Consider the following 13,679-nt stretch of genomic DNA (forward strand, 5'->3'; position numbering starts at 1 on the left):
GGGACCCTGGTCACACTCGAAGACATGACCGAACTCCCTCCTCAGCAGCCGAGTGGGACCCCGCCGGAGTGGACTCCGCCTGCCCCCGCCGGTCCCACGCCCCCGCCTCCCACGACCCAGGCACCGGCCCAGGCACCGGCCCAAGCACCGGCCGGCCCGTTCGCACCTCCGCCGGCGCAGACCTCCGTCATGACCGCCGTGCCGGGCCCCTCCGCCAAGAAGCCCGGCGCGCGTCGCGCGGGCCTCGTCGCCGCAGTCCTCGCCGGAGCCCTGGTCGCAGGGGGCACGGCGGGCATCGGCGGTGCCGCGGTCTACGACGCCCTCGCCGGTGACGGCGCCTCGGGTGGTGCGAACACCCCGGCCACCTCCCAGGTCGTCGACACCAAGGCCCCCGAGGGCAGCATCGAGAAGGTCTCCGCCAAGGTGCTCCCCTCGGTGGTGAAGATCGAGGTCTCCGCGGCTCAGGGCTCCGGCTCCGGATCCGGCGTCATCATCTCCTCGGACGGCACGATCCTCACCAACAACCATGTGGTCGAGCTCGCCGCCAACGGCGGCAACGTGACGGTCGACTTCAACGACGGCACCTCGGCCTCCGCCGAGGTCCTCGGCACCGACCCGCTCACCGACACCGCCGTCATCAAGGCGAAGGGTGTCTCCGGCCTGACCCCGATCACGATGGGCAAGTCGAGCAACCTCAGCGTCGGTCAGGGCGTGGTGGCGATCGGCTCGCCGTTCGGGCTCGACTCCACGGTGACCACCGGCATCGTGAGCGCGCTCGACCGACCGGTCAACGTCGGCGTCGACCAGAGCGGCGCGGCCACCGTCTACCCGGCTGTGCAGACGGACGCGGCGATCAACCCGGGCAACTCCGGCGGCGCACTGGTCGACCTCAACGGCAACCTGGTCGGCATCAACGCCTCCATCAAACCGAGCGAGGGCGCCAACGGTCAGGGTGCCGGCTCGATCGGCATCGGCTTCGCGATCCCGATCGACGAGATCCGCCCGATCGTGGAGCAGCTCGAGAAGGGCGAGAAGGCCACTCACGCCCAGTTCGGCATCTCGGTCTCCGACGCCCCCGAGGCGCAGAACGGCCAGACCTCGGTCACCGGCGCGCTCGTGCAGGAGGTCGGTGGCGGCAGCACCGCCGAGAAGGCCGGGATCGAGAAGGGTGACGTCATCACCAAGGTCGACGACCACATCATCACCGGGTCAGACTCCCTCGTGGCGACCGTCCGCTCCTACCGCCCCAGCGACGAGGTCGAGGTGACCTGGTCCCGCGACGGCAAGGAGCAGACCGCCAAGGTCACGCTGGACTCCGACGCCTCCTGATCTCCCCGCTATGACGCTGGGACCCGCAGGGTCCCCGTGCCCGCGGGGTGCCATCTCCGAGCGTCTCGTACCCCGCCCCCGGGTGCGAGGCGCTCGGTGCGTCTCAGGAGACCTGCTTCTGGATGCTGCAGAGCCACTCGACCGGCTCGAAGCCCATCGCCTCGTTGACCCGGATCATGTGGGCGTTGACCTCGGCGTTGTAGGTTGTCAGGGTCGGCACCTGGGGACGCTCGGCCTGGAACAGCCTGAGGTTGGCGACCTTCACCCCCAGGCCCAGCCGGTGGCCCCGGTGGGTCGCTTCGACCAGGGTGCCCCACTGGTAGCCGTTGCCGTCCAGGCTGGAGTAGCCGATGACGGTGTAGGCGACCACACGGCCGGCGCCGTCCAGCGCCACCGAGTGGTAGAGCGTCCGCTTCTGCGCCTCGACCAGCTCCTCCATCTCACGCACCTTGGCCACGTCGGCCTCCGGCGCCTCGACGTCCAGGGCTCCGGTCGGCGCCTCGGTCTCCAGGCTCGCGTCGAGCACCGCCCAGCTCTCCACGATGTCGTCCGGCACCCGTCCGACCCAGGACCGCAGCGTGTAGCCGTCGTGCCTCTCGGCTGCCTCCGCCGCCAGCCGGTCGAGGACGTCGTCGGCCACCGGCAGCCGGAGCAGGCGGCGCACCTCGACCAGGGCGGAGACGTAGCCGCGGGCGAGGCCGAACTCCCGGCCGGGCGAACCCTCACCGCCGGAGCCGAGCGACCACGGCCACCAGAGCTCACCCGTCAACGACGTACGTCCCTCGGCGCGGGCCTCCGCCTCGAGCCGGTCGAGCAGCGCCGTGCCGTAGCCATGACGCTGATGGGCCGGCAGCACCGTCACCGCGAGCGAGGCCCGGTGGCGGTTGTCGAGCAGGGGCATCGCCAGCCAACCGGCGGCGACCACCTCGCCGCCGATCCGGCCGAGGTAGGCCCTCCGGTCGACCTTCGTGGTCTGCTGCTGCAGCTCGACGCGCTGCTCCTCGCGGGCCCAGACGTCCGCGTCCGGACCGCGCACGTCGAGCCAGGACGCCGTCGTGGCGTCGTACCAGGCGTCGAAGGCGCCAGCGTCGAACGGGTCGACCCGCTCGATCACCAGCTCGCTCATCGTGACCTCTCCACCCTGGTCTCGTCCCAGACCGGCTCCGGGGACTCGTAGACGTCGCCGTCGGCTCCGTAGACCAGGAACCGGTCGAAGCCGCGGGCGAACCAGCGGTCGTGGGTGACCGCGACGACGGTGCCCTCGAACGACTCCAGCCCCGCCTCCAGCGCCTCGGCGGACTGGACGTCGAGGTTGTCGGTCGGCTCGTCGAGCAGCAGCAGCGTGGCGCCGCTCAGCTCGAGCAGCAGGATCTGGAACCGCGCCTGCTGTCCGCCCGAGAGCGAGTCGAAGGTCTGCTCCGCGGCGTGCGCGAGTTCGTAGCGGTCCAGCACCCGGGAGGCGGCCTCGCGCCCCATCCCCACCCGGCCACGGCCGTCGGGGGTCGCCTCGCCGCGGTGGAGGATGTCGAGCAGCGTACGTCCCACCAGCTCGGGATGGGCATGGGTCTGCACGAACCAGCCCGGCCGCACGCGGGCTCCCAGCCTTGCCGTGCCACGGTGGCGTACGGGCTCGACGACGGCCTCGCCGACGGGCTCGTGCTCCTTGTCGGGCATCGAGCCGCCGCCGGCCAGGAGCCGCAGGAAGTGGGACTTGCCGGATCCGTTGGAGCCGAGCACCGCGACCCGCTCGCCGTACCAGACCTCCAGGTCGAACGGCCGCATCAGACCGGTCAGCTCCAGCGACTCGCACACGACCGCTCGCTTGCCGGTGCGGCCGCCGCGCAGCCGCATCACGACCTGCTGCTCACGCGGCTGCTCGATCGGCGGCCCCGCCTCCTCGAACTTCTCCAGCCGCGTCTTCGCGGCCTGGTAGCGCGAGGCCATGTCGGAGTTGTAGGCGGCCTTCTGCTTGTACATCAGCATCTGTGCGCGCAGCTTGGCGTGCTCCTCGTCCCACCGTTTGCGCAGCTCCTCGAAGCGCTCGAAGCGGGCCGTACGGGCGTCGTGATAGCTCGCGAAACCGCCGGCATGGGTCCAGACCAGGTTGCCCGACGTACCGAGCTCGACGGTCACCACGCGGGTGGCGGTGTTGGCCAGCAGCTCACGGTCGTGGCTGACGTAGAGGATCGTCTTCGGGGACTCCCGGATGCGCTCCTCGAGCCACATCTTCCCCGGCACGTCGAGGAAGTTGTCGGGCTCGTCGAGCAGCAGGACCTGGTCGGGGCCACGCAGGAGATACTCCAGGACGAGACGCTTCTGCTCGCCGCCGGAGAGCGTGTCGAGCGAGCGGTAGCGGGCGCGGTCGTAGGGCACCCCGAGACCGGCCATGGTGCACACGTCCCAGACGACCTCGAGGTCGTAGCCGCCGGCGTCGGCGTACTCGGCCAGCGCGGTCGCGTAGCGCATCTGCAGGCGCTCGTCCTCCGAGCTCATCAGCTCCAGCTCGCAGGCCTCCACGGCCGCCGCGGCCTCGCGTACGCGCGCGGGCGCCACCGAGAGCAGCAGCTCAGCCACGGTCGAGGAGCCCTTGCCCACCATCTGCCGCATCACGCCGAGGCCGCCCGAGCGCACCACGGTGCCCGCGGTCGGGGTCAGCTCGCCGGTGACGATCCGCAGCAGCGTCGTCTTGCCGGCACCGTTGGCGCCGACCAGAGCGACCTTCGCGCCCTCTCCTACCCGGAAGGAGACGTCGTCGAGCAGCACCCGCCCGTCGGGCAGCTGATAACGCACTCCAGCAACGTCCACATGTCCCACAGCCGTCCAGTCTGGCATCCGTGTCGAATGGTTATTCGGGTCTCCCGGGAGGCGGTGGTTTCGACATCTTCGCGATATCGGTCCCGCCAGTAGAACGTGACCCTCGACACAGTTCGGCCATTACCGATATGACTGACGCCATGCCTCCGCTCGACAGCCAGATCGCTGACCTGCTCACCCTCTTCGCGAAGGGCCAGCCTCTGGAGTCGTACGACCCACCGACGGCGCGAGCGCTCTACCGCGCGCTGAGCGAGGGGGTGCCGCTCCCACCCGTCGGCTCCGTGGAGACGTCGAAGATCCCCGGGCCCGCAGGCGACCTGGACGTACGCATCTACCGCCCCACCACGAACGGCCCGCTGCCGACGATCGTGATGTTCCACGGCGGCGGCTGGGTGGTCGGTGACCTCGACACGCACGAGGACCAGGCCCGCAACCTCTCCACCATCTGTGACGCCGTCGTCGTCGCCGTCGACTACCGCTGCGCGCCCGAGCACCGGTTCCCCGCCGCCTACGACGACGCGCTGGCCGCGACCCGCTGGGCCAGCGACAACGCCGCGACCCTGGGTGGTGACGGCCGCGTCGCCGTCGCCGGGGACAGCGCCGGCGGCAACCTGTCCGCAGCGGTCGCCCAGACCTTCCGTGACGAGGGCCGCGAGCTCGCCGGTCAGATGCTGATCTACCCGGCCACCGACATGACCAGCGGCTATCCCTCCTACGCGGAGAACGGTCACGGCTACATGCTCGAGCTGCCGACGATGAAGTGGTTCTCCGACAACTACCTCGGCGACGCCGACCGCGCCGACCCGCGGCTGAGCCCGATCAAGGGCGACCTGGAGGGCCTGGCGCCGGCGGTCGTGGTGACCGCGGAGTTCGACCCGCTGCGCGACGAGGGCATCGCGTACGCCAAGGCGCTGGAGAGCGCGGGGGTCCCCACGACCTACCACCACTGCGACGGCCTGATCCACGGGTTCTTCGCCATGGGACACCACTCGCAGGCCGCCCAGTGGGCGATCGAGGAGACCTGCGCGCTGTTCAAGAAGGTGCTGCACGGCTGACCCGACGGCGGGCCGGCGGGTGATCTGGAACACATCGCGAAACCAGGGTTATTCCTGATGACCCTCGGTCGTGGATGGTCCAGACTGGCGGCATGCAGATCGCTGCCCAGGTCAGTTTCCGTCTACGGGCGATGACGCGGCCGCTCACCGAGCGCGTCCGCACGCTTGCTCTGCAGCTCGCGATGCGGGGCAAGGAGTCGCCGATCCCCGACATCACCACGCTGCGCAAGATCCCCGAGCACCTGACCTTCCCGCTGCGCCGTGACGGCGTCGACCCGGTGCCGCTGCTCGCCGAGAGCCGCGAGCAGGCGCCGGTCGCCAAGCTCGGCTCGGTGCTCGGCCTCGACATCGTCCTGGTCACCGGCCACGCCGAGTCCAAGCACGTCCTCGCGGCCAAGGACACCTACTCCAACGACATGCGCCACCTCCTCGGCACCCGCAAGCGCACCGACGCCGAGGGCATCGGCGGCCTCGGCATGACCGACCCGCCCGACCACACCAAGCTCCGCGGGCTGCTCACCCCGGAGTTCACCATGCGCCGGCTGGGCCGGCTCACCGGCATGATCGACCGCATCGTCAACGACGCCCTCGACGACATGGAGGCCCACGGTCCCGAGGTCGACCTGGTCCAGCACTTCGGCTTCGAGATCCCGTTCCGGGTGATCTGCGAGCTGTTGGGCATGCCCGAGGACGTACGCGACGAGTTCCACAAGCTCGGCATGGCCCGTTTCGACCTCTCCGAGGGTGGCGCCGGCTCCTTCGGCGCCGCCACCGAGACCCGCACCTTCCTCATCGAGCAGGTCCGCCGCCAGCGTGCCGAGCCCGGCGACGGCATGATCGGCGAGATCATCCGCAACAAGGGCGACGACTACGACGACGTCGAGCTCGGCGGCCTCGCCGACGGCGTCTTCCTCGGCGGCTACGAGACCTCCGCCTCGATGCTCTCCATGGGCGCCTACGTCCTGATGCAGAACCCCGAGGCCTACGAGATCCTCCGCTCCGGCGACCGCGCCGAGGTCGACGAAGTCGTCGAGGAGCTCCTCCGCTACCTGTGCCCCGTGCAGATCGCCTTCCCGCGGTTCGCCCGCGAGGACCACGACCTCTTCGGCGTACCCGTCAAGAAGGGCGCCGTCGTCCTGGTCAGCCTCACCGGCGCCAACCGCGACCCCGCCGTCGTCCCCAAGCCCGAGCAGTTCGACCTCCGCAACGCCGAGACCATGCACTTCGCCTTCGGCCACGGCATGCACCGCTGCGTCGGCGCCGAGCTCGCCCGCATGGAGCTCCGCGCCGCCCTCACCGGCCTCGCCCGCCGCTTCCCCGACCTGGCCATGGCCACCGACGACCCCGGCGACCTCGGCTGGCGCGACCTCTCGGTCGTCTACAGCCTCGACCGCCTGCCGGTGAAGCTGTCCAAGGACCCGGTTCCCGCCTGATCACGCCCAGATGAGGAAGATGACGACCAGGTCGATCAGCAGGAAGCCGTAGATCCACAGGCAGATCCGCTCGCAGGTGTCCCCTGAAACCCCTGGGATCGCCGCGACGACTGCGCCGATGCCCGGCGCAAGAGCAACCAACCACCCGACCAGTCGCAGATCGACAACCAAGATCACGAGAGCCAGCCCGAGACACCCCAAGGTGACCAACCCGCTCGCGTGCGGCAGGGAGACGACGCGGTTCATGACCACACCCGCGACGACTCCGACGGCTAGAAACACGACGATCGACCCCACGAAGGCAGCGACAGCGTCCACACCAGGATTGGTCTGCGAAGAGTGCCAGAACGGCCAGGCGGCCACCAGCGCCATGGCAGCGGCGATCAGCCACGCAACGTACGAACGGATGACGTTGCCATACCAAGTGGGGTCTGATCTGCTCATGCGCTGAGCGTGGCCGACCGGGGTGAATCCGCGCGTGAGCACAGATACTCAGTTCGGCTCTCACCCGAAGGCGATGGTCGGGGAACTACCTCGGCACTCAGCCGATTCAGCGCTGAGGCGAGGGCTCCTCGCTGATCGCGACGCGATCCACGGCGCCAGTACGTACGCCGGGATCGCGAGCAGCGGCAGGCTCATCATCGGGGTCGCGATGATCATGAACGCGGCCCCGGTACAGAACTCAGATACGCGCCGACCAACGGCCCCCACGACGACCATCACCGCCACGCTCGCCGGCCGCGACAGCTCGATCCCGGACCGCGTGACGACAAGGTAGACGGGCAGCACCGTCACCAGGCTCAGCAGCGCGGGGTCGTCATCGTGGACTGGTCATGGACGGAGTCTGACAGCGCACCCTGCGCGACCGCCCGCGAGACGCGAGAGGCGGAAACCGGCACCTGCGTCGTTCAGCCCCGACGGGTCTCGAGGACGCGGAACCCCTTGGCGCTGCCGATCCGCTCGGTGGGAAACCCCTGCTCGCCGAGCCAACGCTGCAGCGAGTCGCCACCGAGGTTCTTGCCGACCACCATGACCGCGCGGCCGCCGGGGGCGAGGCGCGGGAGCCAGGTGAGGAGGAGCTCGTGGAGAGCCTGCTTGCCGATCCGGATCGGCGGGTTGCTCCAGATCTCGTCGTACGTCGCCTCGCGGTCGATCGCTGCCGGGACCGCGGCGCGGTAGCGATCGCCCAGCCCGAGCGTCCCGGCGTTCTCGTTGGCCAGCAGGACGGCACGCTCGTTGACGTCCACCCCGGTGACCTGGGCGGATGGCGCGGACAGGGCGCAGGCGAGGCCGATGATTCCGTAGCCGCAGCCGAGATCGAGGATGCGCCCGCCTGCGGGGGGCTCGATCTCCCGGAACAGCACGGCCGTGCCGACATCCAGACGGCCCTTGGCGAAGACACCCGACCCGGAGACCAGGGAGAGGTCCAGGTCCCACACCGTGGCCGAGACCGGGATCCGTTCGAAGGGGACCGAGGGGTCGGCGGAGAAGTAGTGCTCGTCAGCGGTCCCGGTCAACCTCGTCAGCCTCTCTGCGGTTCATGGTGCGCGCGTGCTGGGCAGCGAGCATGTCGTCGGGCGGGTAGGCGACCTCTTCGAGGGTCAGCCCGTTGGCCGGCGCGATCGGGATCGACGACGACCGTGTCCGCGAGGCCAGCGACTCCTTCGCCCAGGTGACGTCCTTGCGGCCCTCGCCGATCACCATCAGGCAGCCGACCAGCGAGCGCACCATCGAGTGGCAGAACGCGTCCGCGAGCACCGTCGCCTCGATGATCCCGTCGGAGCGCCGCTCCCAGCTGAGCTGGCGCAGGTCGCGGATGGTGGTCGCGCCCTCGCGCGGCTTGCAGAAGGTGGCGAAGTCGTTGAGCCCGACGAGGTCGGCGGAGGCGACGTTCATCAGCGACAGGTCCAGCGGCCGGGTCCGGTAGAGCACGTGACCACGCTGCAGCGGGTCGACGTGGGCCGGGTCGTCCACGATCCGGTAGACGTAGCGCCGCCACAGCGCCGAGAACCGGGCGTTGAACCCCTCGGGCGCCTCCACGGCCGCACGCACCCGCAGGTCGGCCGGGAGGATGCCGTTGAGTCGCCGCACCAGCGCGTCGAGCGGCGACTGCTCCGAACGCCCGCGCGAGGACTCGAGCGCCTCGGGGTCGATGTCGAAGTGGGCGACCTGGCCGCGTGCGTGCACACCCGAGTCGGTGCGTCCGGCGACCGTGACCCACACCTGGGACCGCTCCCCTGTCGACGGCACCCGCAGCGCCGTCGCGAGCGCGGCCTGCAGCTCTCCCTGGACCGTACGCAGCCCCGGCTGGGTCGCCCAGCCGTGGAACATGGTGCCGTCGTAGGCGAGGTCGATCCTGATGCGCACGCCGCCATTGTCCCAGCAACACCTGCCCCGGGCGGAATGCGCGAGGCCCCTTTGCCAGACTCTGTGCATGCGCTACGTGATCTTCGGAGCAGGAGCAGTCGGCGGCGTCGTGGGCGGCCTGCTGCACAAGGCGGGCATCGACGTGACCCTGGTGGCCCGCGGAGAGCACCTGCGCGCCATCCAGGACGCCGGACTCAGTCTCGACACCCCCGACGGCCTGCTGACTCTCGCCGTCCCCGCCGTCGAGGAGGTGAGCGAGGTGAAGTGGACCGACGACACCGTCGTCCTGCTCAGCGTCAAGGGGCAGCAGACCGAGACGGCGCTCGAGTCCCTCGCCGCGTACGCGCCCGCGGAGACCCCCGTGGTCGCCGTGCAGAACGGCGTCGCGAACGAGCCCCGGATCTTGCGGCGCTTCGCTCGGACGTACGCCATCCACGTCGTCCTCCCCGCGACTTTCCTGACGCCGGGGTCGGTCGTGCAGGGCTCCGGAAATACACCTGGCATCCTCGACATCGGCCGCTTCCCCACCGGTGTCGACGAGACCGCCGCTGCCATCGCCGGCGACCTGGTCGATGCCGGGTTCCTGAGCGAGCCGCGCGCCGACATCATGGCCTGGAAGTACCGCAAGCTCCTCAACAACCTCGGCAACGGCATCAACGCCGCCATCGCCCCAGGCCCCAGTGACGGAGAGATCTACCGCCGCTGCCTGGCCGAGGCCGAGACCGTCCTCGCGGCCGCCGGCATCAGCGTGGTGAGCGCCGAGGAGGACCGTACGCGGCGGGCCGACCACATCACCGAGCGTGACCGTCCCAGCAACAGCTCGACCTGGCAGAGCCTGGCCCGCGGGAGCGGCGTCGAGATCGACTACCTCTCCGGCGAGATCGTGCTGCTCGGCCGGCTCCACGACGTCCCGACCCCGGTCAACGAGGCGATCCAGCGTGCGGTCCACGAGATCGCCCGCACCGGCGCCGAGCCCGGCAGCCTCGACGGCGCCGAGTTCCTCGCCGGTCTCTGAGCCACACCGCGCAATGCGGTGGTCAGGTGCGCCGCGGATCCGGCAGGCTGCCTGCCATGAGCTACCCCGCGCCGCCTCCCCCGCCGCCGCCACCGCCGCCACCTCTGCCTTCCTCGCCGCCCACATCGCCCGCGCAGCCGCCGGCCCCTGCCGGCACCGCTGCGAAGCAGCCCGCCGCGACGGTGATCACCATTGCGGTGATCGTGACGGCAGTGGTCCTGCAGGTCGTATCCGCACTGATCGGGCTCGTCGTGGCGTACCTCTTCGACGGTCTGGGCCCCGGGAACGTGCTCACCTCGATCGTGTCGGTCGCGATCGACCTGCTGCTGCACATCGTGGTGGCGGTCGGCGCCGCGGTGATCGCCCGCACCTCGACCGGCCGGGTCCTCGGGCTGCTGCTGCCGATGCTCTCCTGGCTGCTGAGCACGGTCTTCTACTACGTGCTCGTCCCGCAGCTGCACCTGTTCCACCCGGTCCTCACCGGGCTGGTCTCGCCGCTGTTGCTGCTGCTGGTGCTGGCCGGCTGGGGCTTCGCCGCCTGGGCCGGCCGACGCTGGCTGATCGGGCTGCCGATCACTTTCGTGCTGCTGATCGCGGTGCAGGCGACGGTGTCCTTCGCGGTGGCGCCTGCCCTCGCCTTCGACAACCTGGTCTCGGTGCAGATCTACTTCGGCATCACCGCTCTGGCGACGACAGCGGTCGTGGTGCTCGGCGGAGTCGTGTGCGGGCTCCTCGACCGGTCCGAGCGTCGCTGACGAGATGGCCGGTTGAACGACCACAGAAATGACAGTGGCCCGTCACCCTCGCGGGTGACGGGCCACAGCTCAGAACCAGATCAGGCCTTGGCCTCGTCCTCGGTGGTCTCCTCGGCGGGAGCCTCCTCGGCAGCAGCCTCGGTCTCGGTGACCTCGGTCTCCTCGGCCGGAGCCTCCTCAGCCGGGGTCTCCTCGACGGGAGCAGCAGCCGGCGCCGCGGCAGCCGGAGCAGCCTTGGTCTTCGGCTCGTACGCCTCGTTGACGAGCTCGATCACAGCCATCGGGGCGTTGTCGCCCTTCCGGGGGCCGATCTTGGTGATCCGGGTGTAGCCACCCGGACGCTCCGCGAACTGCTCGGCGATCTCGGTGAAGAGGGTGTGCACGACGGACTTGTCGCGGATGGTCTTGAGGACCTCGCGGCGGTTGTGCAGGTCACCCTTCTTGGCCTTGGTGATCAGCTTCTCCGCGACAGGGCGGAGAACCCGGGCCTTGGCCTCGGTGGTGGTGATGCGGCCGTTCTCGAACAGCGCGGTGGCGAGGTTCGAGACGATCAGCTTCTGGTGCGCGGGCGAGCCGCCGAGGCGGGCACCCTTCTTCGGGGTAGGCATCGTGCCTGCTCCTTCTCTCCGGCCGTATCAGGTACCGGGGTAGACGCTCCGAGGAGCGGTTTGGTGGAAACTCAGTACTGCTCGTCCTCGACGAACGCGTCGTCGTCATCGTCACCGTAGGCGGCGAGGGCGGCGGACGGGTCGAAGCCCGGAGCGCTGTCCTTGAGGGACAGGCCCATCTCGTGCAGCTTCAGCTTGACCTCGTCGATGGACTTGGCGCCGAAGTTGCGGATGTCGAGCAGGTCCTGCTCCGAGCGGGAGATGAGCTCACCCACGGTGTGGATGCCCTCGCGCTTGAGGCAGTTGTAGGAGCGGACGGTCAGCTGCAGGTCCTCGACCGGGAGGGCGAGGTCGGCGGCGAGCTGCTCGTCGACCGGCGACGGGCCGATGTCGATGCCCTCGGCGTCGACGTTCAGCTCGCGGGCCAGACCGAAGAGCTCGACCAGGGTCTTACCGGCCGAGGCGATCGCGTCGCGGGGAGCGATCGACGGCTTGGTCTCGACGTCGATGACGAGCTTGTCGAAGTCGGTGCGCTGCTCGACACGAGTCGCCTCGACCTTGTAGCTGACCTTGAGGACCGGCGAGTAGATCGAGTCGACCGGGATGCGGCCGATCTCGTTCTCGGCGCCCTTGTTCTGGACCGCGGAGACGTAGCCACGACCGCGCTCGACGACGAGCTCGAGCTCGATCTTGCCCTTGTCGGAGAGCGTGGCGATCTTCAGGTCGGGGTTGTGCACCTCGACACCGGCCGGCGGCGCGATGTCGGCAGCGGTGACGTCACCGGCACCGGACTTGCGCAGGTACATGGTGACGGGCTCGTCGTGCTCGGAGGAGACGACCAGACCCTTGAGGTTGAGGATGATCTCGGTGACATCCTCCTTGACGCCCTCGATGGTCGAGAACTCGTGGAGAACACCGTCGATCTTGATCGAGGTGACCGAAGCACCGGGAATCGAGGAGAGCAGGGTGCGGCGAAGAGAGTTGCCCAGCGTGTAACCGAAGCCCGGCTCGAGGGGCTCGATCACGAAACGGGAGCGGAACTCCTCGACGGACTCTTCCGACAGGGTGGGGCGCTGTGCGATAAGCACTGATTTGTCCTTTCCGGGCCGACCGCTATTTGACGGACCCGAACTTCAAGGGGTGATGACGGAAGGCTGTGGGGGCGGCAAGGCCCCGGCGTACATCTTCTATGAAGTTTGAACGCCGGGGACTCACCGTGGTTACTGCAGGTGGCCGATCAGAGCTTCGAGTAGTACTCGACGATCAGCTGCTCCTGGACCGGGACGTCGATCTGCGCCCGGACGGGGAGCTGGTGAACCAGGATGCGCATCCGGCTCGGGACAGCCTCGAGCCAAGCCGGGACGACGCGCTCGCCGTGGGTCTCGCGAGCCACGATGAACGGGGTCATCTCCAGCGACTTCTCGCGAACGTCGATGACGTCGTGAGCCGAGACCTGGAACGAAGGCACGTTGACCTTCTTGCCGTTGACCAGGAAGTGGCCGTGGACGACCAGCTGGCGGGCCTGGCGGCGGGTGCGGGCGAAGCCGGCACGGTAGACGACGTTGTCCAGGCGGCCCTCGAGCAGCTGGAGCAGGTTGTCACCGGTCTTGCCGTCGCGACGGTGGGCCTCGGCGTAGTAGGAGGCGAACTGCTTCTCCATCACGCCGTAGGTGAAGCGAGCCTTCTGCTTCTCACGAAGCTGGAGGAGGTACTCGCTCTCCTTGATGCGGCCGCGGCCGTGCTGGCCGGGAGGGTAGGGGCGCTTCTCGAACGCTGCGTCGTTGCCGACAAGGTCGACACCGAGACGGCGCGACTTGCGGGTCATGGGTCCGGTGTAACGGGCCATTACTCTTCAGTCTCCTTCTATGTCTCGGTGGGGATCAAACGCGGCGGCGCTTGGGCGGACGGCAGCCGTTGTGCGGAGCCGGCGTGACGTCCTGGATGGTGCCGACCTCGAGGCCGATCGCACCCAGGGAGCGGATCGCGGTCTCGCGGCCCGAGCCCGGGCCCTTCACGAAGACGTCGATCTTCTTCATGCCGTGGTCCATCGCGCGGCGGCCAGCGGCCTCAGCGGCCATCTGAGCGGCGAACGGGGTCGACTTGCGCGAGCCCTTGAAACCGACGGTGCCGGCCGAGGCCCACGAGATCACCGCACCGGTCGGGTCGGTGATCGTGACGATCGTGTTGTTGAACGTGCTCTTGATGTGGGCCTCGCCCTGAGCGACGTTCTTCTTCTCCTTGCGACGAACCTTCGTCGCACCCTGTCGGGTCTTCGGAGGCATGCATTAACTCCTGTGTTGGCT

Annotated in this window: 15 protein-coding genes; 5 read left to right on the top strand and 10 right to left on the bottom strand. The window is 69.4% G+C overall.

Annotation, left to right across the window (positions count from 1 at the left end; translation table 11 throughout):
- Nucleotides 1–189 precede the first annotated feature (189 nt).
- Nucleotides 190–1,329, top strand: coding sequence for a S1C family serine protease (locus IEY81_RS11530; RefSeq protein WP_189118638.1), 1,140 nt, complete (start codon nt 190–192; stop codon nt 1,327–1,329).
- A 103-nt stretch (nt 1,330–1,432) separates the two neighbouring features.
- Here the strand turns inward: IEY81_RS11530 and IEY81_RS11535 are convergent, their stop codons facing one another.
- Both IEY81_RS11535 and IEY81_RS11540 read right to left on the bottom strand, forming a co-directional pair.
- Nucleotides 1,433–2,455 carry a GNAT family N-acetyltransferase gene (locus IEY81_RS11535; protein ID WP_189118639.1) on the bottom strand — a complete coding sequence of 341 codons (1,023 nt, stop codon included), beginning with the start codon at nt 2,453–2,455 and terminating at the stop codon, nt 1,433–1,435.
- Entirely contained in the window at nt 2,452–4,143 is a 1,692-nt protein-coding gene (locus tag IEY81_RS11540) for an ABC-F family ATP-binding cassette domain-containing protein (protein WP_189118640.1), read from the bottom strand. Before IEY81_RS11540 ends, IEY81_RS11535 begins: the two co-directional genes overlap by 4 nt.
- Before the next feature lie 140 nt (nt 4,144–4,283).
- Here IEY81_RS11540 and lipP1 point away from each other — a divergent pair, with 140 nt between their 5' ends.
- On the top strand, nt 4,284–5,198 hold the full coding sequence (gene lipP1, locus IEY81_RS11545) for a LipP1 family hormone-sensitive lipase (RefSeq protein WP_189118641.1): 915 nt from the start codon (nt 4,284–4,286) through the stop codon (nt 5,196–5,198).
- 92 nt (nt 5,199–5,290) lie between these two features.
- On the top strand, nt 5,291–6,631 hold the full coding sequence (locus tag IEY81_RS11550; RefSeq protein WP_229787748.1) for a cytochrome P450: 1,341 nt from the start codon (nt 5,291–5,293) through the stop codon (nt 6,629–6,631).
- Here the strand turns inward: IEY81_RS11550 and IEY81_RS11555 are convergent, their stop codons facing one another.
- The 4 genes from IEY81_RS11555 to truA form a co-directional block, all read right to left on the bottom strand.
- Nucleotides 6,632–7,117 (bottom strand): hypothetical protein, encoded by a 486-nt coding sequence (locus tag IEY81_RS11555; protein ID WP_189118642.1) that lies wholly within the window; start codon nt 7,115–7,117, stop codon nt 6,632–6,634. It abuts the gene before it with no gap.
- Between the two features lie 18 nt (nt 7,118–7,135).
- Nucleotides 7,136–7,420 carry a hypothetical protein gene (locus tag IEY81_RS11560; RefSeq protein WP_189118643.1) on the bottom strand — a complete coding sequence of 95 codons (285 nt, stop codon included), beginning with the start codon at nt 7,418–7,420 and terminating at the stop codon, nt 7,136–7,138.
- 119 nt (nt 7,421–7,539) lie between these two features.
- The gene (locus tag IEY81_RS11565) at nt 7,540–8,148 is read right to left on the bottom strand and encodes a class I SAM-dependent methyltransferase (RefSeq protein WP_189118644.1); all 609 of its coding nucleotides are present in this window, start codon (nt 8,146–8,148) and stop codon (nt 7,540–7,542) included.
- Nucleotides 8,132–8,998 (bottom strand): tRNA pseudouridine(38-40) synthase TruA, encoded by an 867-nt coding sequence (truA, locus tag IEY81_RS11570; protein ID WP_189118645.1) that lies wholly within the window; start codon nt 8,996–8,998, stop codon nt 8,132–8,134. Before truA ends, IEY81_RS11565 begins: the two co-directional genes overlap by 17 nt.
- Nucleotides 8,999–9,065: 67 nt before the next feature.
- On the opposite strand from truA, the gene IEY81_RS11575 reads away from it, so the two are divergent.
- Both IEY81_RS11575 and IEY81_RS11580 read left to right on the top strand, forming a co-directional pair.
- Nucleotides 9,066–10,013 carry a ketopantoate reductase family protein gene (locus IEY81_RS11575; protein WP_189118646.1) on the top strand — a complete coding sequence of 316 codons (948 nt, stop codon included), beginning with the start codon at nt 9,066–9,068 and terminating at the stop codon, nt 10,011–10,013.
- 56 nt (nt 10,014–10,069) lie between these two features.
- Nucleotides 10,070–10,768, top strand: a complete 699-nt coding sequence (locus tag IEY81_RS11580) for a hypothetical protein (RefSeq protein WP_189118647.1) — start codon at nt 10,070–10,072, stop codon at nt 10,766–10,768.
- An 80-nt stretch (nt 10,769–10,848) separates the two neighbouring features.
- On the opposite strand, the gene rplQ is transcribed toward IEY81_RS11580, so the two are convergent.
- The 4 genes from rplQ to rpsK all read right to left on the bottom strand — a co-directional run bounded on the left by rplQ (nt 10,849) and on the right by rpsK (nt 13,658).
- Nucleotides 10,849–11,376 (bottom strand): 50S ribosomal protein L17, encoded by a 528-nt coding sequence (gene rplQ / locus IEY81_RS11585; RefSeq protein ID WP_189118648.1) that lies wholly within the window; start codon nt 11,374–11,376, stop codon nt 10,849–10,851.
- Between the two features lie 71 nt (nt 11,377–11,447).
- Complete coding sequence (locus IEY81_RS11590) at nt 11,448–12,464, bottom strand: DNA-directed RNA polymerase subunit alpha (protein WP_008361061.1); 1,017 nt, start codon at nt 12,462–12,464, stop codon at nt 11,448–11,450.
- A 149-nt stretch (nt 12,465–12,613) separates the two neighbouring features.
- The gene (gene rpsD / locus IEY81_RS11595) at nt 12,614–13,222 is read right to left on the bottom strand and encodes a 30S ribosomal protein S4 (protein ID WP_008361060.1); all 609 of its coding nucleotides are present in this window, start codon (nt 13,220–13,222) and stop codon (nt 12,614–12,616) included.
- A gap of 34 nt (nt 13,223–13,256) precedes the next feature.
- Nucleotides 13,257–13,658 carry a 30S ribosomal protein S11 gene (gene rpsK, locus IEY81_RS11600; RefSeq protein ID WP_091052417.1) on the bottom strand — a complete coding sequence of 134 codons (402 nt, stop codon included), beginning with the start codon at nt 13,656–13,658 and terminating at the stop codon, nt 13,257–13,259.
- Nucleotides 13,659–13,679: the final 21 nt, after the last annotated feature.

This window comes from Nocardioides luteus (assembly GCF_014648595.1).
Lineage (GTDB): Bacteria > Actinomycetota > Actinomycetes > Propionibacteriales > Nocardioidaceae > Nocardioides > Nocardioides luteus.